The organism is Streptomyces sp. CA-106110 (genome assembly GCF_050936285.1).
In the GTDB taxonomy this organism is placed as follows: domain Bacteria; phylum Actinomycetota; class Actinomycetes; order Streptomycetales; family Streptomycetaceae; genus Streptomyces.
Map to the genome: position 1 here is coordinate 6,223,406 of NZ_JBNJNB010000001.1, position 20,466 is coordinate 6,243,871.

Annotated in this window: 19 protein-coding genes; 9 read left to right on the forward strand and 10 right to left on the reverse strand. The window is 67.7% G+C overall.

Annotation, left to right across the window (positions count from 1 at the left end):
• Positions 1-32 precede the first annotated feature (32 nt).
• The 6 genes from gyrB to dnaA form a co-directional block, all read right to left on the reverse strand.
• Positions 33-2,117, reverse strand: a complete 2,085-nt coding sequence (gene gyrB / locus ACQEXA_RS28705) for a DNA topoisomerase (ATP-hydrolyzing) subunit B (protein WP_433131500.1) — start codon at positions 2,115-2,117, stop codon at positions 33-35.
• A gap of 362 nt (positions 2,118-2,479) precedes the next feature.
• Positions 2,480-3,013, reverse strand: coding sequence for a DUF721 domain-containing protein (locus tag ACQEXA_RS28710; RefSeq protein WP_432930130.1), 534 nt, complete (start codon positions 3,011-3,013; stop codon positions 2,480-2,482).
• Positions 3,010-4,131, reverse strand: a complete 1,122-nt coding sequence (gene recF, locus ACQEXA_RS28715) for a DNA replication/repair protein RecF (protein ID WP_432930128.1) — start codon at positions 4,129-4,131, stop codon at positions 3,010-3,012. The genes ACQEXA_RS28710 and recF overlap by 4 nt, the downstream gene beginning before the upstream one ends.
• A 52-nt stretch (positions 4,132-4,183) precedes the next feature.
• Positions 4,184-5,059 carry a phosphogluconate dehydrogenase (NAD(+)-dependent, decarboxylating) gene (gnd, locus tag ACQEXA_RS28720; RefSeq protein WP_432930126.1) on the reverse strand — a complete coding sequence of 292 codons (876 nt, stop codon included), beginning with the start codon at positions 5,057-5,059 and terminating at the stop codon, positions 4,184-4,186.
• Positions 5,060-5,225: 166 nt separating this feature from the next.
• A complete protein-coding gene (gene dnaN, locus ACQEXA_RS28725; protein WP_432930124.1) occupies positions 5,226-6,356 on the reverse strand; it encodes a DNA polymerase III subunit beta in 1,131 nt (376 codons plus the stop codon).
• A gap of 1,103 nt (positions 6,357-7,459) precedes the next feature.
• On the reverse strand, positions 7,460-9,325 hold the full coding sequence (gene dnaA, locus ACQEXA_RS28730) for a chromosomal replication initiator protein DnaA (protein ID WP_432930122.1): 1,866 nt from the start codon (positions 9,323-9,325) through the stop codon (positions 7,460-7,462).
• A gap of 414 nt (positions 9,326-9,739) precedes the next feature.
• On the opposite strand from dnaA, the gene rpmH reads away from it, so the two are divergent.
• The 9 genes from rpmH to ACQEXA_RS28775 all read left to right on the forward strand — a co-directional run bounded on the left by rpmH (position 9,740) and on the right by ACQEXA_RS28775 (position 17,006).
• Positions 9,740-9,877, forward strand: coding sequence for a 50S ribosomal protein L34 (rpmH, locus tag ACQEXA_RS28735; RefSeq protein ID WP_003956500.1), 138 nt, complete (start codon positions 9,740-9,742; stop codon positions 9,875-9,877).
• A gap of 18 nt (positions 9,878-9,895) precedes the next feature.
• Entirely contained in the window at positions 9,896-10,270 is a 375-nt protein-coding gene (rnpA, locus tag ACQEXA_RS28740) for a ribonuclease P protein component (RefSeq protein ID WP_359390501.1), read from the forward strand.
• On the forward strand, positions 10,267-10,620 hold the full coding sequence (yidD, locus tag ACQEXA_RS28745; RefSeq protein ID WP_432930119.1) for a membrane protein insertion efficiency factor YidD: 354 nt from the start codon (positions 10,267-10,269) through the stop codon (positions 10,618-10,620). Before rnpA ends, yidD begins: the two co-directional genes overlap by 4 nt.
• 3 nt (positions 10,621-10,623) lie before the next feature.
• Complete coding sequence (gene yidC / locus ACQEXA_RS28750; protein ID WP_433131502.1) at positions 10,624-12,021, forward strand: membrane protein insertase YidC; 1,398 nt, start codon at positions 10,624-10,626, stop codon at positions 12,019-12,021.
• A gap of 15 nt (positions 12,022-12,036) precedes the next feature.
• Complete coding sequence (locus ACQEXA_RS28755) at positions 12,037-12,549, forward strand: protein jag (protein WP_432930115.1); 513 nt, start codon at positions 12,037-12,039, stop codon at positions 12,547-12,549.
• 164 nt (positions 12,550-12,713) lie between these two features.
• Positions 12,714-13,430: a 16S rRNA (guanine(527)-N(7))-methyltransferase RsmG gene (gene rsmG / locus ACQEXA_RS28760; RefSeq protein ID WP_432930114.1), complete on the forward strand. Its 717-nt coding sequence runs from the start codon at positions 12,714-12,716 to the stop codon at positions 13,428-13,430.
• 414 nt (positions 13,431-13,844) lie between these two features.
• Positions 13,845-14,918, forward strand: coding sequence for a ParA family protein (locus tag ACQEXA_RS28765; protein WP_432939339.1), 1,074 nt, complete (start codon positions 13,845-13,847; stop codon positions 14,916-14,918).
• Positions 14,915-16,066 (forward strand): ParB/RepB/Spo0J family partition protein, encoded by a 1,152-nt coding sequence (locus ACQEXA_RS28770; protein WP_432930111.1) that lies wholly within the window; start codon positions 14,915-14,917, stop codon positions 16,064-16,066. Before ACQEXA_RS28765 ends, ACQEXA_RS28770 begins: the two co-directional genes overlap by 4 nt.
• A 322-nt stretch (positions 16,067-16,388) precedes the next feature.
• Complete coding sequence (locus ACQEXA_RS28775) at positions 16,389-17,006, forward strand: GNAT family N-acetyltransferase (protein ID WP_432930109.1); 618 nt, start codon at positions 16,389-16,391, stop codon at positions 17,004-17,006.
• A 128-nt stretch (positions 17,007-17,134) separates the two neighbouring features.
• Here ACQEXA_RS28775 and trxA read toward each other — a convergent pair whose 3' ends face one another.
• The 4 genes from trxA to sigM form a co-directional block, all read right to left on the reverse strand.
• Positions 17,135-17,467, reverse strand: a complete 333-nt coding sequence (gene trxA / locus ACQEXA_RS28780) for a thioredoxin (protein WP_359390522.1) — start codon at positions 17,465-17,467, stop codon at positions 17,135-17,137.
• A gap of 42 nt (positions 17,468-17,509) precedes the next feature.
• Entirely contained in the window at positions 17,510-18,481 is a 972-nt protein-coding gene (gene trxB, locus ACQEXA_RS28785) for a thioredoxin-disulfide reductase (protein WP_432930107.1), read from the reverse strand.
• 214 nt (positions 18,482-18,695) lie between these two features.
• The gene (locus ACQEXA_RS28790; protein ID WP_432930105.1) at positions 18,696-19,628 is read right to left on the reverse strand and encodes an anti-sigma factor family protein; all 933 of its coding nucleotides are present in this window, start codon (positions 19,626-19,628) and stop codon (positions 18,696-18,698) included.
• Complete coding sequence (gene sigM / locus ACQEXA_RS28795; protein WP_432930103.1) at positions 19,625-20,338, reverse strand: RNA polymerase sigma factor SigM; 714 nt, start codon at positions 20,336-20,338, stop codon at positions 19,625-19,627. The genes ACQEXA_RS28790 and sigM overlap by 4 nt, the downstream gene beginning before the upstream one ends.
• Positions 20,339-20,466: the final 128 nt, after the last annotated feature.

Consider the following 20,466-nt stretch of genomic DNA (forward strand, 5'->3'; position numbering starts at 1 on the left):
GATCCTTCCTGGTGCGGTCAGCTGGGACCGACTCAGATGTCGAGGAAGCGGACGTCCTTGGCGTTGCGCTGGATGAACGCGCGGCGTGCCTCCACGTCCTCACCCATGAGGACCGAGAAGAGGTCGTCGGCCTGGGCTGCGTCGTCGAGGGTGACCTGGCCGAGGACGCGGTGCTCGATGTCCATGGTCGTCACGCGCAGTTCCTCGGCGTTCATCTCGCCGAGACCCTTGAAGCGCTGGATCGAGTCTTCCCGGACCCGCTTGCCGCGCTGGCGGCCCATCTCCAGCAGTGCGTCGCGCTCGCGGTCGGAGTACGCGTACTCGACCTCGTCCCGACCCCACTTGATCTTGTAGAGCGGGGGGCGCGAGAGGAACACGTGCCCGGCCTCGACCAGCGGCCGCATGAAGCGGAAGAGGAACGTCAGCAGCAGGGTGTTGATGTGCTGGCCGTCGACGTCGGCGTCCGCCATCAGGATGATCTTGTGGTAGCGGAGCTTCTCGAGGTCGAAGTCCTCGTGCACGCCGGTGCCGAACGCGGAGATCAGCGCCTGGATCTCCTGGTTCTGCAGGATCTTGTCGATCCTGGCCTTCTCGACGTTGAGGATCTTGCCCCGGATCGGGAGGATCGCCTGGTACTGCGGGTTGCGGCCGGACTTGGCCGAGCCGCCGGCGGAGTCACCCTCGACGATGAAGATCTCGCACTTGGTCGGGTCGTTGGACTGGCAGTCCGAGAGCTTGCCTGGCAGGGACGCGCTCTCCAGCAGGCCCTTGCGGCGGGTGAGGTCACGCGCCTTGCGGGCCGCAACGCGCGCGGTGGCCGCCTGGATGCCCTTGCGGACGATGTCCGCCGCCTCGTTCGGGTTGCGGTCCAGCCAGTCGTTGAGGTGCTCGTAGACAGCCTTCTGGACGAAGGTCTTCGCCTCGGTGTTGCCGAGCTTGGTCTTGGTCTGGCCCTCGAACTGCGGCTCGCTCAGCTTGACCGAGATGATCGCCGTCAGGCCCTCGCGGATGTCGTCGCCCGTGAGGTTGTCGTCCTTCTCACGGAGCATCTTCTTGTCGCGCGCGTACTTGTTGATCAGCGAGGTCAGCGCCGCACGGAAGCCCTCCTCGTGAGTACCGCCCTCGTGGGTGTGGATGATGTTGGCGAAGGAGTACACGCCCTCGCTGTATCCGCTGTTCCACTGCATCGCGACCTCGAGGGACAGGCTCTTGTCCTTGTCCTCGGCCTCAAGGTCGATCACCGTCGGGTGCACCACGTCTCCCTTGCGGGAGTTCAGGTACTTCACGAAGTCGACGATGCCGCCCTCGTAGTGGTACGTGACGGCCTTGACCTCGTCCTTCTCGTCGGCACCGGCCTCGTCCGCCCCTGCGGTGGCCTTCGCCGACTCCCGTTCGTCGGTGAGCCTGATCGTCAGGCCCTTGTTGAGGAACGCCATCTCCTGGAAGCGCCGCGAGAGCGTCTCGAAGGAGTACTCGGTGGTCTCGAAGATGTCCGGGTCGGCCCAGAAGGTGACCGAGGTGCCGGTGTCGCCGGTCTCCTCGTGCTGGGCGAGCGGGGCCGTCGGGACGCCCATCTTGTAGTCCTGCGTCCAACGGTGGCCGTCGGTCCTGACCTCGACCGACACCTTGCTGGACAGGGCGTTCACGACGGAGACGCCGACGCCGTGCAGACCGCCGGAGACCGCGTAGCCGCCGCCGCCGAACTTGCCGCCCGCGTGCAGAACGGTCAGCACGACCTCGATGGCCGGCTTGCCCTCGGAGGGGACGATGCCCACGGGGATGCCGCGGCCGTTGTCGACGACGCGTACGCCGCCGTCGGCCAGGATCGTCACGTCGATCGTGTCCGCGTGGCCGGCCAGAGCCTCGTCGACGGAGTTGTCCACGACCTCGTACACGAGGTGGTGCAGACCGCGCTCACCGGTCGAGCCGATGTACATGCCGGGTCGCTTGCGGACCGCGTCCAGTCCCTCGAGGACGGTGATGGCGCTCGCGTCGTACGAGGCGGTGACCTCGCCGTTCGAGGAGGTGCCCGCGCCGCTCAGGCCGGCGTCGGTGGACGGGATGTTCTCGTTGGGGTTGCCGGAATCGGCCACGAAGCGCCCTTTCTGGCACAGCACGAGCCAGGCTCGTCGGCGGGTTGCCGGAGCGGCTGCGGCATGTTGCGTTGGTAAGCCTTGATCAGCGTTGCTCAGCTTTTCCCGGACGGTCCCCACGTATGGGGCGGGATTGCCTTCCAGTCTACCGGTAGCGCCGACAGTGATGGGGGTTTGCCGGTACCTGAGTCCGCATGTGCCGCCCTCAACCGGTCTCGCCCGACTCCCCATATGCGGAGCGGGGCTCCAAGAGGCTCTACGAGGCACTCAGCGCTTCCGGCTGTCAACCCTTGGCTACTTGAGAGTCAGGTCGGTGTTCGCAACCGCGTGCGGGTACGGCAAAACAGCCGCCGGCACCTGCTCCGAGCGGCTTCGAGTGATGTCGGTCACCCGTAGGTGTCACCGGGTCCCGTGCTGCCGGGGGCGCGCAGGGGACCGTAGCGGCGGACGGGACCGCCGGGACCGTGGACCTTGAGCAACCGGACCGTGCCATGGCCGAGGTCCTCGTTCAGGCGTGCGACCAGCTGAGGGGCCAGCAGCCGCAGCTGGGTCGCCCACGCCGTGGAGTCGCAGCCGACGGTCAGCACCCGCTCGTCCTCGTCGTAGCGCTCCGGCGCACAGTGCTTGGCGAGGTCCTCGCCGACGATCTGGGGCCAGCGGCCCATCACACCGCCCACCGCGGCCGGGGTCTCCCAGCCACGCTCGGTGATCAGCCGGTTGATCGCGGCGCCGAGGGCCATGGGGTCCCGCCCGTCGGCGCGGGCGCCGGAGCGCAGTCCGCCCCGCCGCGCCTGCTTCTTCTGCTGCGCCGCGTCCCCGCGCGCGCGTGCCTGTTCCTTGGCGGCCCTGAGCGCCACGCGCGCGAGGTCCACGCCCGAGAGCTCGGGGGTCTTCTCCGGCAGGGGGTCGTCGGTGCTCATGCTCGCTCCACTGTGCCGTCGGACACGGTGTACCGCGCCCCCGTCAGTACGTGCGGTACGTCGTCGTCGACCGCCGCGGTCACCAGGACCTGCTCGCCGGGCGCCACCAGTTCGGCCAGGCGCTCGCGACGACGGGTGTCCAGCTCGGCGAAGACGTCGTCGAGGACGAGAACCGGCTCGTTGCCCTCGGCGCGAAGGAGGTCGTACGACGCCAGGCGCAGCGCCAGCGCGTAGGACCAGGACTCGCCGTGGGAGGCGTATCCCTTGGCGGGCAGCTGACCGAGTTTGAGAAGAAGATCGTCCCGGTGGGGTCCCACCAGGGTGACGCCGCGCTCGATCTCCTGTTTGCGGGCCTCGGCGAGGGCGGCCATCAGCTGCTCGTACAGGGCCTCGCGCGTGTGGGCCTCACCGGGCGCGGACGGCCTGTACTCCAGAGCGGTCGGACCGCCGCCGGGTGCCAGCTGCTCGTACGTCTTGTCGGCGAGGGGCTGGATCGCGGCGACCAGGTCGAGACGCTGGGCGAGCAACTCGGCGCCGGCGCGCGCGAGGTGCTGGTCCCAGACGTCGAGGGTCGACAGGTCCATGGAGCGACCACCGTGGCGGCGGGCCAGTGCGGCCGTCTTGAGCAGGGTGTTGCGCTGCTTGAGGACCCGGTCGTAGTCGGAGCGGACGCCCGCCATCCGCGGGGAGCGCGCGGTGATCAGCTCGTCGAGGAAGCGGCGCCGCTCGCCGGGGTCGCCCTTGACCAGCGCGAGGTCCTCGGGCGCGAACAGCACGGTCCGTACGATGCCGAGCACGTCACGCGGTCTGACCTGCGAGGACCTGTTGATACGGGCGCGGTTGGCCTTGCCGGGGTTCAGCTCCAGCTCCACCAGCTGCTGCCGCTCGCCCTGCCTGACCTGCGCCCGTATGATCGCACGCTCGGCGCCCATGCGGACGAGGGGCGCGTCGGAGGAGACGCGGTGGCTGCCGAGGGTGGCCAGATAGCCGACCGCCTCGACGAGGTTCGTCTTGCCCTGTCCGTTGGGGCCGACGAACGCGGTGACGCCCGGGTCGAGCGGGACTTCGACCCGGGCGTACGAGCGGAAGTCGGCCAGCGACAGATGCGTGACGTGCATGGTCGTTCACCGACCTCCCCCAGGGTTGTGGACCGCCGGGCGGTCCTGTGGATTACTTCTTCTCGACCGCGTGGCCACCGAACTGGTTGCGCAGCGCCGCGATCATCTTCATCTGCGGCGAGTCGTCCTGCCGCGAGCTGAAGCGGGCGAACAGCGACGCCGTGATCGCCGGGAGCGGCACGGCGTTGTCGATGGCGGCCTCGACGGTCCAGCGGCCCTCGCCGGAGTCGGCCGCCCAGCCGCGCAGCCTGTCGAGGTGCTCGTCCTCGTCCAGGGCGTTGACCGCGAGGTCCAGCAGCCAGGAACGGATGACGGTGCCCTCCTGCCAGGAGCGGAACACCTCGCGGACGTTCTCCACGGAGTCCGCCTTCTCCAGCAGCTCCCAGCCCTCGGCGTAGGCCTGCATCATCGCGTACTCGATGCCGTTGTGGACCATCTTCGCGAAGTGGCCGGCGCCGACCTTGCCCGCGTGCACGGAGCCCAACTCGCCCTCGGGCTTGAGTGCGTCGAACATCGGCTGCACCTTGGCGACGTTCCCGGCGTCGCCGCCGTACATCAGCGCGTAGCCGTTCTCCAGGCCCCAGACGCCGCCGGAGACGCCACAGTCCACAAAGCCTATGCCCTTGACCGCGAGCTCCGCGGCGTGCTTCTCGTCGTCCGTCCAACGGGAGTTGCCGCCGTCCACGACGACGTCACCGGGCTCCAGGAGTTCGGCGAGCTCGTCGATCGTGGACTGGGTCGGGCGGCCGGCCGGGACCATCACCCACACCACGCGCGGGCCCTCGAGCTTGCCCACAAGCTCTTCGAGGCTGTGGACATCGGCGAGGTCCGGGTTGCGGTCGTATCCGATGACGGTGTGGCCCGCGCGGCGTATCCGCTCGCGCATGTTGCCGCCCATCTTGCCGAGGCCGACGAGACCGAGCTCCATCAGTTGTTCCTTAGGTTGCGGTGTGGCAGGAGGGCACTTCCGTGCCTGCGTCCGAGCCTAGACCCGGGCTCTCCTGCCCACTCGGGGGCCTACGCGCTCACCCGTAGGCCCCCGACCTGCGGCTTCGTCCACCGGACGGACGGGGGCTGTGGACGGCGATCGGCGCTCAGCCGCTGAGCCGCACCGGCATGATCAGGTACTTGTACGCGTCGTCCGCCTCGGCGTCCACAGCCGGCTTGCCGCCGAGCAGCGCGGGCTTCGTGGACGTCGTGAAGGACAACTGGGCCACCGGGGAGTCGATCGCGCTCAGACCGTCCAGCAGGAAGGTCGGGTTGAAGGCGATCGAGATGTCGTCGCCCTCCAGGTTCGCGTCGACCCTTTCCATAGCCTGTGCGTCGTCGCTGGAACCGGCCTCCAGGATCAGCACGCCCTGCTCGAAGCTCAGCCGCACCGGGGTGTTGCGTTCGGCGACCAGGGCCACGCGCTTGACGGCCTCCACGAAGGGGGCGGTCTCGATGGTGGCGACGGAGTTGAACTCCGTCGGGAACAGCGTGCGGTACTTGGGGAGGTCGCCTTCGAGAAGACGGGTGGTCGTTCGGCGGCCGGCGCCCTCGAAACCAATCAGGCCCTCGCCCGCGCCCGAGCCGGACAGCGCCAGGATCACGCTGTCACCGCTGGTCAGCGCCTTGGCGGTGTCCAGGAGGGTCTTGGCGGGCACCAGGGCGACCGCGGACGCCTCCGGGTTCTCCGGCTTCCACAGGAACTCGCGGACCGCGAAGCGGTAGCGGTCGGTGGAGGCCAGCGTGACCGTGTCGCCCTCGATCTCGATGCGCACACCGGTGAGGACGGGCAGCGTGTCGTCGCGGCCCGCGGCGATGGCCACCTGCTGCACCGCGGAGGCAAAGACCTCGCCCGGGACGGTGCCCGTCGCGTTCGGCATCTGCGGCAGAGCCGGGTACTCCTCCACAGGCAGTGTGTGGAGGGTGAACCGGGAGGAGCCACAGACGACCGTCGCCCGTACACCGTCTGTGGAAATCTCCACCGGGCGGTTGGGGAGGGCGCGGGAGATGTCGGCGAGGAGCCGGCCGGAGACGAGGACCGTGCCCTCCTCCTCGACCTCCGCCTCCACGGACACCCGCGCGGAGACCTCGTAGTCGAAGCTGGACAGGCTCAGGTGACCGTCCTCGGCCTTCAGCAGCAGGCCGGCGAGGACAGGCGCCGGCGGACGGGCCGGGAGGCTGCGTGCCGCCCAGGCAACTGCCTCCGCGAGTACGTCGCGTTCCACCCGGATCTTCACCGTAAGCCGCCTCCTGCTGTTGCCGGCGTTCTCGCCCTGCCTGGCCTTCGTCGTCTGACTCGGTGTCGTTGACCTCTGTGAGGGGAAGGACACCGGGGAACAGTCTGACGCACCGCACCGACAGTAGGTGCCGCTCGGGGTCAAGTCGTGACGAGGGACAGTCGGAGGCCGGAGAGCGAGTTGTGCACAGCACCCGCTTCGAAGCGAATTCCAGGGTCTCTCTAGTTAGGAGTAGTAGTAGGGGCTGTGGATACCGTGGATAACCGCGTTGTCCCAGGTCAGACGCGAGATTTTGTCCACGGGCCCTGTGGGCACAGGCGGTGGACAACCAGGTGTCTCTGTGGAGAACGGAAAGTTCTGCACACCCCGTGCACAGCTCCAGGGCACTTCTCCCCAGTGCCGTCCCCAGCTTTACCCGCCTTTCCCACAGGCCAACCCAGCCCCTTGGTGTGACGCCTTTCACTCGGGCCGGCGAGAAGGCGTGCCGCGTTGCCGAACAGTGGACAGGGATGTGGAGAAGTGCCCGATCACTGGGGACAACCGGCCACAGCCTGTGGGCCGACGGTGGACAACTCCGCCCACAGCTTGTGGATCTTCAAGTCGTCCACAGTCTGTGGAGATCGTTCGTCCACCAATCCACAGGTGGCTGAGCTGGCCTGATCGTCATTCCACAGCACTGCCTGTGGACGCGGTCTGGACAACTTCGCAGTCCCCAGGATGTGGACGGAAGAAAGTCGCCTGATCTGTGGAGAGCGGCCGTAACCCGGCAGGTATTCGAACAACGGGTGTCATGCACGCGGCCTGCGGGACGGTCCTGCATGCGGTCCGCGGGATGGCGGACGGCGGCGTCCTCGCATCGCCGGGCAGGGCCCCGGGTCGCCCTCGCACGCGTCTGTCGGGCCCTGGGCCGCCCCGAGTGCCCCGGCCGCGATGGACTGAGCCCTGCGACGCGTGGCCGTGAGGCTGAGCCCCCCGTACGCGGCCGAGGCGCCGCGCCTTCCGACGCACGGGAGAAGAGCGACACAGGGGAAGCGCGCAGAAACGCGGAAGGCGCCCTCGGGGAAAGTCCCCGGGGCGCCCTCGGTGCCGCGTGCGAGCGGCGGTCAGCCGTTCTTGATGCGGTTCGTCAGCTCGGTCACCTGGTTGTAGATGGAACGCCGCTCGGCCATCAGCGCGCGGATCTTGCGGTCGGCGTGCATCACCGTCGTGTGGTCGCGACCGCCGAACTGCGCCCCGATCTTCGGCAGCGACAGGTCAGTGAGCTCACGGCACAGGTACATCGCGATCTGGCGGGCGGTCACCAGGGCGCGGCCGCGCGAGGTGCCACACAGGTCCTCCACCGTCAGCCCGAAGTAGTCCGCGGTGGCCGCCATGATGGCGGTCGTGGTGATCTCAGGGGCGGTGTCCTCGCCGCCGGGGATCAGGTCCTTGAGGACGATCTCCGTCAGACCGAGGTCCACGGGCTGCCGGTTGAGTGACGCGAACGCCGTCACCCGGATCAACGCGCCCTCCAGCTCGCGGATGTTGCGCGAGATACGGGAGGCGATGAACTCCAGTACCTCCGGCGGGGCGTTGAGCTGTTCCTGCACCGCCTTCTTGCGCAGGATCGCGATGCGCGTCTCGAGCTCTGGCGGCTGGACGTCGGTGATCAGACCCCACTCGAAGCGGTTCCGCAGCCGGTCCTCCAGGGTCACCAGCTGCTTGGGAGGCCGGTCCGAGGACAGCACGATCTGCTTGTTGGCGTTGTGGAGCGTGTTGAAGGTGTGGAAGAACTCCTCCTGCGTCGACTCCTTCTGCGCCAGGAACTGGATGTCGTCGACCAAAAGGATGTCCATGTCGCGGTAGCGCTTGCGGAACGCGTCCGCCTTGCCGTCGCGGATGGAGTTGATGAACTCGTTGGTGAACTCCTCGGAGCTCACGTAGCGCACCCGGGTGCCCGGGTAGAGGCTGCGGGCGTAGTGGCCGATCGCATGCAGCAGATGGGTCTTGCCGAGCCCCGACTCCCCATAGATGAAGAGGGGGTTGTACGCCTTGGCGGGCGCCTCGGCGACCGCGACCGCGGCCGCGTGCGCGAAGCGGTTGGAGGCGCCGATGACGAACGTGTCGAAGAGGTACTTCGGATTCAGGCGCGCGGTGGGTTCGCCCGGACCGGTCGCCGGCGCGGGCTGCGCGGCCAGTGGGCCGGGCGCGCCGGTGGTCGGCAGGACGGGGCCCACCGGACCGCCCCGGTGCACATGGCCGCCGCCGGAGGGCGGCTCGGGGAGCTCGCGTCGGTCGGGGCGCTGCTGGTCGAAGTCGGCGCGTGTGCTCTCGTACTCCTGACGCTGCTGCTCGTAGGGCGACCGCTCCATCGACGGCGTGCGGTAGTCGCGCGCCGGCGTCGCGTACGGGTCGCGCTCGGGGAAGCCGAGGCGCTGCTGCTGCCAGCCGTAGTCGTCCTGGGCCGGGCGCGGCCAGGCTCCGGGCTCGGGACGCTGGTACTCGCCCGGGTAGGCGGGGCGGGCGGTGGGCAGTTGGTCACCGGGGTTGGTGGGGAGCTGGTCGGGCCTGACGGCACGGTGGTCGTCCGCCCGGTGGCGGCCGTATCCCTCGTAGCCGCGCCGGCCGTCGTAGACATCGCGGCCCTGTGCGGGCGGAAGCTCGGGCTCCTCATAGCGCGGCGGTACGGGCTGGGCCGGTACCGGCGGCTCGCCGGCCGAGTCGTCGACGGTGATCGCGATACGGATCGGGCGGCCGCACTCGCGGCTCAGGGTATCGCTGACGATCGGCGCGAGCCGGCCTTCCAGCACGCCCTTCGCGAATTCGTTCGGTACGGCGAGCAGCGCGGTGTCCGCCACCAGTGCCAGTGGCTGGCAGCGCTTGATCCAGTGCTCGTCCTTCGCCTCGACACCCGGCCCGCGGCCCTCACCGAGAAGCTGCTCGAGTACTCGTGGCCATACTGCGGCAAGATCGGCAGGTACGTCAGCCACGGGGCACGCTCTCTCACGGGTCCCACGAACGTGTGGTTGCAGGACGGGTCGGGATGTAACTCGGGTCGGTCGGGGGCAGCCCTGCTGGGGCAGGGGAACGAATCGGAGTCCAGCCACGGTAGTCAGGGCGGCCGGTGTGGTTCAAGTTGTTGTCCCCAGCCTGTGGACAAGTGTCTCCCGCGGGTCGTTGGTTTGACCGGATGGCGTAGCCCCGCGTACCGTAACCAGGTCGAGTTGTCGATGGCTGCTGCCGCCTGCCTCCGATGGGCACAGATCACGCACCAGTGTCCTGACCAGGACACATTTCGGTGATCGGAAAGCGGTGCACTCGGGCGTAATGCGAGCTACTCGTGGGCGCACGGTGACAGCTAGGCGACACCCCGCCAACCATCGAATCATTACTGGAGCCCCCGAGTGAGCAAGCGCACCTTCCAGCCGAACAACCGTCGTCGCGCGAAGACCCACGGCTTCCGGCTGCGTATGCGCACCCGTGCCGGCCGCGCCATCCTGGCGTCCCGCCGCAGCAAGGGTCGCGCCCGCCTGTCCGCCTGATCACGTACAGGTTGTGTCGTGCTGCCTACCGAGCATCGGCTGAGGCGGCGCGAGGACTTCGCGACCGCGGTACGCCGAGGACGCCGGGCCGGACGCCCGCTTCTCGTCGTCCACCTTCGTAGCGGTGCCACGGACCCGCATGCGCCTGGGGAGAGCGCTCCCCCGACGCGTGCGGGTTTCGTCGTGAGCAAGGCTGTGGGTGGAGCGGTCGTACGCAACAAGGTGAAGCGCAGGCTTCGCCATCTGATACGTGACCGAGTCGCGCTGCTGCCCCCCGGTAGCCTGGTAGTCGTACGAGCGCTACCCGGTGCGGGTGACGCCGACCAAGCACAGCTGGCCCGAGACCTGGATGCCGCCCTCGAGCGGCTGCTGGGAGGAGGGGGCGCGCGATGAAATACCCACTGCTCGCTCTGATCAAGTTCTACCAGTGGACCATCAGTCCACTGCTCGGGCCGGTGTGCAAGTACTACCCATCGTGTTCCCACTACGGCTACACGGCCATAGACCGGCACGGTGCGATCAAGGGCACGGCACTCACTGCCTGGCGCATCCTGCGGTGCAATCCGTGGTCGCTGGGCGGCGTGGACCATGTCCCCCCGCGCAAGCGTCCGCGGTGGCACGAAATGCTGCGCGACGCATGGCGTGCACGCAAGGGCGGGCACTCCGCCGCCGAACCGGCCATCGATGGGTCGATCTCCTCGAGCCCGGCCGCAGAGACCTCGTCCCATGCCCAAGGAGCATGATTAGTGGACACGATTGCCAGCCTCTTCAGTTTCATCACGACACCCGTCTCCTGGGTCATCGTCCAGTTCCACAAGGTGTACGGCGCGCTCTTCGGCGCTGACACGGGCTGGGCCTGGGGCCTGTCCATCGTGTCCTTGGTGATCCTGATCCGTATCTGCCTGGTCCCGCTCTTCGTGAAGCAGATCAAGGCGACCCGGGCGATGCAGACGCTGCAGCCCGAGATGAAGAAGATCCAGGAGCGCTACAAGAACGACAAACAGCGCCAGTCCGAAGAGATGATGAAGCTGTACAAGGAGTCGGGTACCAACCCGCTCTCCTCGTGCCTTCCCATCTTGGCGCAGTCCCCGTTCTTCTTTGCCCTGTACCACGTGCTCAACGGCATCGCGACGGGCAAGACGATCGGCGTCATCAACGAGCCGCTGCTCGCCAGTGCCCGTAAGGCGCACATCTTCGGCGCACCGCTGGCCGCGAAGTTCACCGACGGCGGGGACAAGGTCGCGGCGCTCGGCGCCTCGCTGACCGACGTCCGGGTCGTCACCGCGATCATGATCGTCCTGATGTCGGCGTCGCAGTTCTACACGCAGCGCCAGCTGATGACGAAGAACGTCGACACCACGGTGAAGACGCCGTTCATGCAGCAGCAGAAGATGCTGATGTACGTCTTCCCGGTCATGTTCGCCGTCTTCGGTATCAACTTCCCGGTCGGTGTCCTCGTCTACTGGCTGACCACCAACGTGTGGACCATGGGCCAGCAGATGTACGTCATCCACAACAACCCGACCCCGGGTTCCAAGGCTCAGGCCGCCTACCTGGAGCGTCTGACCAAGCACGTCACGCACCACGGCAGGATCCGCCGGCGGAGCGAGAAGGTCATCGTCAAGGCGATCGTCGCCAAGGGCCGTGAGCGCAATGAGTTCGAGCGCAAGTTCATCAACGGTCTGAGCAAGGCGGGCCTCGCGGCTCAGGCTGACGGAACCGTGGCGAAGAGCGAAGCCGTGGCGTCTGTCGCCACCCTCGAGGACGGTGTGACGACCGCCGGTGTCCCGAAGCGCCAGCAGCCCAAGCGGCAGAGTAAGGCCCAGCGCCAGTCGGGCGGTCCGAAGGCCGCGGGCGATTCCGGCTCCTCCTCCCCGTCGTTGAGCAAGTCCGACGACCCTGAGGATGCCCAGCTCGAGGATGACAAGCCTGAGGATGACAAGCCTGAGGATGACAAGCCTGAGGGCGCCAAGCCTGAGGGTGCCAAGCCTGAGGGCGCCAAGCCTGAGGGTGCCAAGCCTGAGGGTGCCAAGCCGGGCGGAGCCGCCAAGAAGGCGACGTCGCAGCCGGGCAACAGCAGCCGCAGCAGGGCTCAGTCCGGCCGCAAGGGTCCGCAGCGGCCCAAGTCCCCGACCAAGAAGTAAGAAGGAGTCCATCCCGTGACGGAAGGCACCACCTCCGCCGCTGCCGAGGGTGCAGACACCCTGACCCGCCTGGAGCAGGAGGGCGAGATCGCGGCGGACTACCTCGAGGGCCTGCTGGACATCGCCGATCTCGACGGCGACATCGACATGGACGTCGAGGCCGACCGTGCGTCCGTGTCGATCATCAGCGACGCGGGCAGCCGCGAGCTGCAGAAGCTGGTCGGCCGCGACGGTGAGGTGCTGGAAGCGCTCCAGGAACTCACGCGCCTGGCCGTGCACCGGGAGACCGGGGACCGTAGCCGGCTGATGCTGGACATCGCGGGCTACCGCGCCCAGAAGCGTGCGGAACTCCTGGAGATCGGTGCCAAGGCGGCGGCGGAGGCCAAGAGCAGCGGGGAGCCCGTGAAGCTCCAGCCGATGACGCCGTTCGAGCGCAAGGTCGTGCACGACGCGGTGAAGGCCGCCGGCTTGAGCAGCGAGTCGGAGGGCGAGGAACCCGAGCGCTTCGTCGTCGTGCTGCCCGCCTGATTCGGTCCGTACGTCTCCCCGGCCCCGTCTGTTACGCAGACGGGGCCGAACTTTGTCAGCCTTGTACTCCCTCACTGCTGCGGTTGAGGCAGCCGGTAGGTAGTCCCTGATAGTCCTGGTGGACGGCGCCCAGTGCGCTCATGCGGTACGGAAGGACGGTCCCCGTGACGGAGGCAGCAGAGCTTCCCCCTGTGCCCGAGCAGGCACGCGAGGTGTTCGGCGATCGCTTCGCGGACGCGGTCCGCTACGCGGAGCTGCTTGCCGGGGCGGGTGTGCAGCGCGGTCTGATCGGCCCACGGGAAGTGCCGCGGCTGTGGGAGCGACACCTGCTGAACTGCGCGGTGCTCTCGGAGGTCGTGCCCGAGGGGGTGACCGTGTGCGACGTGGGCTCCGGCGCCGGACTGCCCGGTATCCCCCTTGCCCTCGTACGGGACGACCTGAAGATCACGCTGCTTGAGCCGTTGCTGCGGCGGACCAATTTCCTCACGGAGGTCGTCGAACTCCTGGGCCTGGATCATGTGACCGTTGTCCGCGGCCGGGCCGAGGAGGTCATGGGCAAGCTGCCACCGGTTCATGTGGTGACGGCGCGCGCTGTGGCCCCACTGGACCGACTGGCCACCTGGGGCATTCCGCTGCTGCGTCCCTACGGGGAGATGCTCGCACTCAAGGGCGATACCGCGGAGGAGGAGTTGAAGAGCGCGGCTACGGCGCTGAGCAAGCTCGGCGCCGTGGAGACGTCGATCCTGCATGTCGGTGAGGGTGTGGTGGATCCCACGTCGACTGTGGTGCGGGTGGAGGTCGGAGAGAGCCCTGGTGGCGTTCGGTTCGCGGCCAAGCGGGCTAAGGCCGCCCGCACGGGACGCACCCGACGGCGTCGCTGACGGCGCCGCGTCGCGCATAGAGCCGGAGGTGCCCTCCCCGCAATGGGAGAGCACCTCCGGCTCCGCCTATGGGCCCTTTATGTGGCTTCTAGGGGCATCCGACGGGAGGGGGAAGCGGGTCGCCCCAGTGCTGCGGGTGGCGAACGCCCTTCTCAAGAGGGGTTCCTCGGCGGAGTGTCGCTCATAAAAAGGGCAAATTGTTGTCATCGTGTTTCACGTGAAACGTCGCTCACTGCTGCACGGCATCATCAGTCGCGTCGGGCCGCGGCCGAGCTTCGGGACCGCAAGCCCCTTGGGTTCCTCAGTTAACCGCCCACAACCGGCATTTCGTCCCCCGTGGAGGGTATGGAGTTGTCCACAGAGGTGGATTTCTCCTCAGAAGACCAGACCTCACTGGTTCACGACCCCGAAGGCATGGGAGGCTCTGTTCATAGCGAGCCTGAAGTTGAGGAGAGTGAATCCTTGCGGTCCGACGCCAACATCGCGGGACCGATGACCGATCCGGTCCCTGGTCCCCGTACCGAGTCGATGGGGGAGGATGTTTCACGTGAAACACCGCCCCCGATGGACGACACTCCCATCGGTCGTGCTGCCCAACTTGCGGTGGAGGCACTAGGGCGCGCCGGCGAGGGACTACCGCGGCCCGAACAGACCCGGGTCATGGTGGTTGCCAACCAGAAGGGCGGGGTGGGCAAGACCACGACGACGGTCAATCTCGCCGCTTCTCTCGCCTTGCACGGCGGCCGCGTCCTGGTGATCGATCTCGATCCTCAGGGCAATGCCTCCACGGCGCTGGGGATCGACCATCACGCCGAAGTTCCCTCCATCTATGACGTATTGGTCGAGAGCAAGCCGCTCTCGGAGGTCGTCCAGCCCGTCCCCGATGTCGAGGGTCTCTTCTGTGCACCCGCCACGATCGATCTCGCCGGTGCGGAGATCGAGCTGGTGTCCCTGGTGGCCCGGGAGAGCCGGCTGGAGCGAGCGATTCAGTCCTACGAGCAGCCACTGGACTACGTCCTCATCGACTGCCCGCCCTCGCTCGGTCTTCTGACCGTCAACGCGCTGGTCGCCGGACAGGAAGTGCTCATCCCGATCCAGTGCGAGTACTACGCATTGGAGGGCCTGGGCCAACTGCTGCGCAACGTCGACCTGGTACGGGGTCATCTGAACCCGGCCTTGCATGTGTCGACCATCCTGCTCACCATGTACGACGGACGGACACGCCTTGCGTCCCAGGTAGCGGAAGAGGTGCGCACCCACTTCGGTGATGAGGTGCTGAGGACGAGCATTCCACGCTCGGTCCGCATCTCCGAGGCGCCTAGCTACGGACAGACGGTGCTGACCTACGATCCAGGTTCGAGCGGTGCCCTCTCCTATCTTGAGGCGGCACGTGAGATCGCGCTGAGGGGTGTGGGCATCCACTACGACGCGCAGCAGGCCCATGTCGGCACCCAGACGGAACAGAACATGGTGGAGGGGATCCAGTGAGCGAGCGACGGAGGGGGTTGGGTCGTGGTCTCGGTGCACTGATCCCGGCTGCCCCGACCCCGGCAGGGGAGAAGACGGTGGCTCCGGGCGGTGCACCCAGCTCCCCCGCAACGTCCCCCGTGCTGACGACGGATCGAGGGGTGGCAGCCGCAAGGTTGGCCACGCTTCCGGCTGTTTCACAGGAGACCGAGGAGCAGCCGACGAGCGAGGTCGTGGAGATGCCCGCGACTCCGCTTGGCGCCCACTTCGCCGAGCTGCCCCTGGACTTCATCAGCCCGAACCCGCGGCAGCCCCGTGAAGTGTTCGACGAAGATGCGCTCGCCGAACTGATCACCTCCATCAAGGAAGTGGGGCTCCTCCAGCCCGTCGTGGTGCGGCAGACCGGCCCGTCGCGCTATGAGCTCATCATGGGCGAGCGGCGCTGGAGGGCTTGCCGGGAAGCCGGTCTCGACCTCATTCCGGCGATCGTGCGAGCCACGGACGACGAGAAGCTTCTCCTGGACGCGCTCCTGGAGAACCTGCATCGTGCCCAGCTGAATCCGCTGGAAGAGGCAGCCGCCTACGACCAGCTCCTCAAGGACTTCAACTGCACCCACGATCAGCTGGCGGACCGTATCGGCCGGTCCCGCCCTCAGGTCTCCAACACTCTTCGACTGCTGAAGCTGTCGCCGGCGGTCCAGCGGCGGGTTGCCGCCGGGGTGCTGTCCGCGGGGCATGCGCGCGCCCTGCTGTCCGTCGAGGACTCGGAGGAGCAGGACCGGTTGGCCCACCGGATCGTGGCGGAGGGGCTGTCCGTGCGAGCCGTTGAGGAGATCGTCACCCTCATGGGATCACGGCCGCAGAGTGCCCCGCGCTCCAAAGGGCCGCGCGCCGGCACTCGGGTCTCTCCGGCGCTCAGTGAGCTGGCGACCCGGCTCTCGGACCGCTTCGAGACCCGGGTGAAGGTCGACCTCGGACAGAAGAAGGGGAAGATCACCGTCGAGTTCGCGTCGATAGACGACCTCGAGCGGATCCTGGGCACGCTTGCACCGGGCGAAGGACCGGTCTTCCAGCCGAGCCATGTGGACGGTGACTCCGAGTTCGTCGAGGACTCCGACGAAACTGAGCACTCCGAGGACCTCGAGCACGCCGAGGTGCCGGAGAGCTGAGGCGCCGGATGGCGAGATAGGAAGCGCCCGACCATCAGAGCGGGCCGTGTCCGGTGTGTACCGGAACACGGTCCGCTCTTTGCTTTCAGTCGGTATCGATGGAATCGCATCATGGATACGATGCGTTCGGGTATGGCGCATCCACCTGGCGACACCTTTATCGGGGAGGCGGGGTCATGCGAACCATGAGCCGCACCGGACTGATGACCGCAGGCCTGGGCCTGGGAGCGGTCGGCGGGTTCGTCGGCAGCCTGCTCATGGAGCGAGGCACTCTGACAGCCGCCCGCGGCGCTGCGGGCGAAGGAAGCGAGGAACAGGCTTCATGGGCCGTCGGCTCGTACCGCTCACGCTGGACAACCTTCAGGACCTTCCCAACCGCTGCCGGTCGTGCGTCTTCTGGGAACTCGACCCCGTCAGTGGTGAAGCCGCGGTAAGGACCGGGACGTCCGCGCTCGAGAAGGAAGCGTGGATCTCCGCCGTCCTGCTGGACTGGGGATCGTGCGGCCGAGTGGTGTACGTGGACGAGGTACCCGTGGGCTTTGTGCTGTACGCGCCACCGGCCTACGTCCCCCGTTCCTCCGCTTTCCCCACCAGCCCTGTGTCGCCGGATGCGGTCCAGCTGGTCACCGCCTTCATCATGCCTGGCTACCAGGGCCAGGGCCTGGGCCGTGTGATGGTCCAGACAGTCGCCAAGGATCTGCTGCGGCGTGGCTTCAAGGCGATCGAGGCGTTCAGCGATGCCCGCTGGAAGGAGCCGGCCTGTCTTCTGCCTGCCGAGCATCTCCTGGCGGTGGGCTTCAAGACGGTGCGTCCGCATCCGACGTATCCCCGGCTTCGGCTGGAGCTGCGCACGACGCTGTCGTGGAAGGAAGATGTGGAGCTGGCGCTGGACCGCCTTCTGGGAGCCGTTCAGAAGGAGCCGGCCCTGCGGCCGCTGTGACCGACGCTGCTCCTCCTCTGCTTCAGCAACCTTGTACCTGCGCCATACGAATGGACCAGCCCCGGAGGGCTGGCCCATTCGTGTTTCACGTGAAACATCGCCGCTTTGGTTCAGCGGCGACCGCCGTCTTACTCGGCGATGAAGTCCTCAAGGTCGCGGACGAGCGCGGCCTTCGGCTTGGCGCCGACGATCGTCTTGGCGACCTCGCCGCCCTGGTAGACATTCAGGGTCGGGATCGACATGACACCGTATTTGGCGGCAGTGGCCGGGTTCTCGTCGATGTTGAGCTTGACGACCTCGATCTTGTCGCCGTACTCGGCGGCGATCGACTCGAGCGACGGCGCGATCTGGCGGCAGGGACCGCACCAGGCGGCCCAGAAGTCCACCAGGACGGGCTTGTCGCTCTTGAGGACGTCCTGGTCGAAGGAGTCGTCGGTCACATTCTTCAGGGTGCCGGCCACGGCGGGCTCCTTAACTTGGTGGTGCGGTCGGGCGGAAGGGGGTCAGACGGTGGTCTTCTCAGGCTCGGCCTGCTGCTCGCTGTCCGCCAGAGCGGAGAGGAAGCGCTCGGCGTCGAGGGCGGCGGAGCAACCGGTACCGGCCGCCGTGATCGCCTGGCGGTAGGTGTGGTCGACCACGTCGCCGGCGCCGAAGACACCGGTCAGGTTGGTCCGGGTAGAGGGGGCGTCCACCTTGAGGTAGCCCTCCTCGTCAAGGTTGAGCTGGCCCTTGAAGAGTTCAGTGCGAGGGTCGTGCCCGATCGCGATGAACAGACCGGTCACCGGCAGCTCGCTGAGTTCTCCGGTCTTCAGGTTGCGCAGCGTCAGGCTTTCCAGCTTCGGGTCGCCCTTGATCTCGGCGACCTCGCTGTCCCAGACGAACTTGATCTTCGGGTCGGCGAAGGCACGGTCCTGCATCGCCTTGGACGCCCGCAGGGTGTCCCGGCGGTGGACGATCGTCACGGACTTGGCGAACCGGGAGAGGAAGGTGGCCTCCTCCATGGCGGTGTCGCCGCCGCCGATCACGGCGATGTCCTGGTCCTTGAAGAAGAAGCCGTCACAGGTGGCGCACCAGGAGACACCGCGCCCGGAGAGAGCGTCCTCGTTCGGCAGACCCAGCTTGCGGTGCTGAGAGCCGGTGGCGACGATGACGGACTTTGCCTTGTACACCGTACCGGCGGTGTCCGTGACGGTCTTGATCTCACCGCTGAGGTCGACGGTGACAACGTCGTCCGGGACGAGTTCGGCACCGAAGCGCTCGGCCTGCGCGCGCATGTTGTCCATGAGCTCGGGGCCCATGATGCCGTCCTGGAAGCCGGGGAAGTTCTCCACGTCGGTGGTGTTCATCAGCGCACCGCCGGCAGTGACGGCGCCCTCGAACACCAGGGGCTTCAGCGACGCACGGGCGGTGTAGAGCGCCGCCGTATAGCCGGCGGGCCCAGAGCCGATGATGATCACGTTACGGACGTCGCTCACGGCTTGGTTCCTCGTCTCTCGAGACTGCTGCTGCTACTCGTGGAGGCTCTCTCTGTACTCTCACCCCACCCAACGGATCCTAAGGGGCCCGCATTCCCGGTGTGCCCGGGCACACGAGGAGAGGGCTCCGCACACAGATGCCAAGCGGTACCTGGGCTCCGGCCATGCGGCCGGAACGCCTCAGGAGTGGGCGGGCGAGTGGGACGGCAAGGCCTCAGGAGCGGGTGTAGGAGTGGGACAGCAGCACTTTGCCGGGCGACACAGGAACCTGCTTCACACACGCGGCGTCGACGATGTACGCAGTGACCTTGTCGCTGTCGGTGGAGTTGGGAGTGATCACGAGATAGACCGCGGTGCCCCGGAAGACGCCCGTGTCGGCGGCGAGCACGACCAGGTTCGTCGGTACGGCCCGCTCGATGCACTCCGGGACGCTGACGGTGGTGCCCTGGAGCGTCGTGTTCGGCTGCATGCCGGACGACTCCGTCGTGCCGCCGTCGGACTCGAGGCCCCACGGCTTGGAGCTGCCGGACCGGCCGTCTCCCGTCTTCTTCCTCCCGGCGAGCATGTTCGCCACCTGGCTCTGCAGGGTGCCCTCGGCGTAGGTGTGTGCCGCGTCGGTGTGCGCCTGGGGGGTCGCCTGCGGAGCCTTTGCGGAGTCGTCGGACAGCGTCTGTACCAGTAGGGTCCCCAGTCCCACAGCGGCCGCTGTGAAGACGGCTGCCAGAGCCACAGTCCTGGGGCGGCCGCGACGAGAGCGCTTGATGCGACCGGGCCCGGTGGTGGCACGACCGTGACCCGGCGGGCGGACGGTCGGGGAAGAGGGCGATGTTTCACGTGAAACATCAGCGTCGGCAGTCGCTGGAGAGGGGCCCTCCGTGGCGTTGGGCGCTGTCGCGTCGAGCAGAGCCTCCGCGGCAAGTGCCGCGTCAATGCGCCCGGCCACGTCGTCCGGCATCCGCTCGGGTCCTGGCAACGTGCCCAGGAGACCGCGGATCTCCTCGAGGGAGGCGTACACGTCGCGGCAGAGGGCGCAGTCGTCGAGGTGCCGCCGTACGTCCGCGCTCCTGGAGGGCGGGAGAACACCTTCACTGAGGTCGGAAAGCTCTTCGACTTCCGGGTGTCCGGCTGTGCCGGTCGTGGATGTCACGCTCGCCCACCTCCGCCCTTCACAGCAGCTGAATCGCTTGGCCCTACATCCTGTGGTCCTGCTGCGGGTGGGACGGACGTCCCCTCCGCCCGGTTCCGTCCACCGGCCGACTTCTTGCCGTCCCCGCCGCCACTTTCCGCCCGGAGATGAGTGAGCAGCGGCAGCAGTCTGGCTCTGCCGCGGGCGCAGCGGCTCTTCACCGTCCCGGTCGGCACATCGAGGATGCGGGCGGCCTCCGCGACCGGATATCCCTGCATGTCCACCAGGACAAGCGCAGCCCGCTGATCCGCCGGCAGAGTGCCCAGGGCTTCCAGCAGCTCACGGTGCAGGTCATTGCGCTCGGCCGGAGCGGACGCGGATTCATGCGGTTCCAGGAGCTGCTCCAGCCGCTCTGTGTCGTCGACCGGCGAGGTCTTCCTGGAGGCCGCCTTGCGGGCGCGGTCGAGGCAGGCGTTCACCGTGATCCGGTGCAGCCACGTGGTGACGGCCGACTGGCCACGAAAAGTGTGGGCGGCCCGGTAGGCGGAGACGAGGGCGTCCTGAACGGCGTCGGCGGCTTCCTCGCGGTCCCCGAGCGTCCTCAGAGCGACGGCCCAGAGCCGGTCGCGGTGCCGGCGCACGAGCTCGCCGAAGGCGTCGGGATCGCCGTCGACATGACGGGCGAGGAGATCGGAATCTGAGAGATCGGCTTGGCCCCGCCCGCTATCCACGCATTTCCCCCGACTCCCTAGGGGAGGCAACCGTGACGCTGTTACCCGACTCGGAAACTGACCAACAGGATGCCACAGAGTCAGGACGGTCAACGCGGTGGTGCCGGATCTTCCCGGCTATGCCCCCG

Excerpts from the sequence above, each read along its gene's own strand:
- ACQEXA_RS28710 (WP_432930130.1), bottom strand. The coding sequence starts at position 3,013 with ATGAGCACCGACGACCCCCTGCCGGAGAAGACCCCCGAGCTCTCGGGC.
- recF (WP_432930128.1), bottom strand. The coding sequence starts at position 4,131 with ATGCACGTCACGCATCTGTCGCTGGCCGACTTCCGCTCGTACGCCCGG.
- gnd (WP_432930126.1), bottom strand. The coding sequence starts at position 5,059 with ATGGAGCTCGGTCTCGTCGGCCTCGGCAAGATGGGCGGCAACATGCGC.
- yidD (WP_432930119.1), top strand. The coding sequence starts at position 10,267 with ATGAAATACCCACTGCTCGCTCTGATCAAGTTCTACCAGTGGACCATC.
- ACQEXA_RS28765 (WP_432939339.1), top strand. The coding sequence starts at position 13,845 with ATGGGAGGCTCTGTTCATAGCGAGCCTGAAGTTGAGGAGAGTGAATCC.
- ACQEXA_RS28775 (WP_432930109.1), top strand. The coding sequence starts at position 16,389 with ATGGGCCGTCGGCTCGTACCGCTCACGCTGGACAACCTTCAGGACCTT.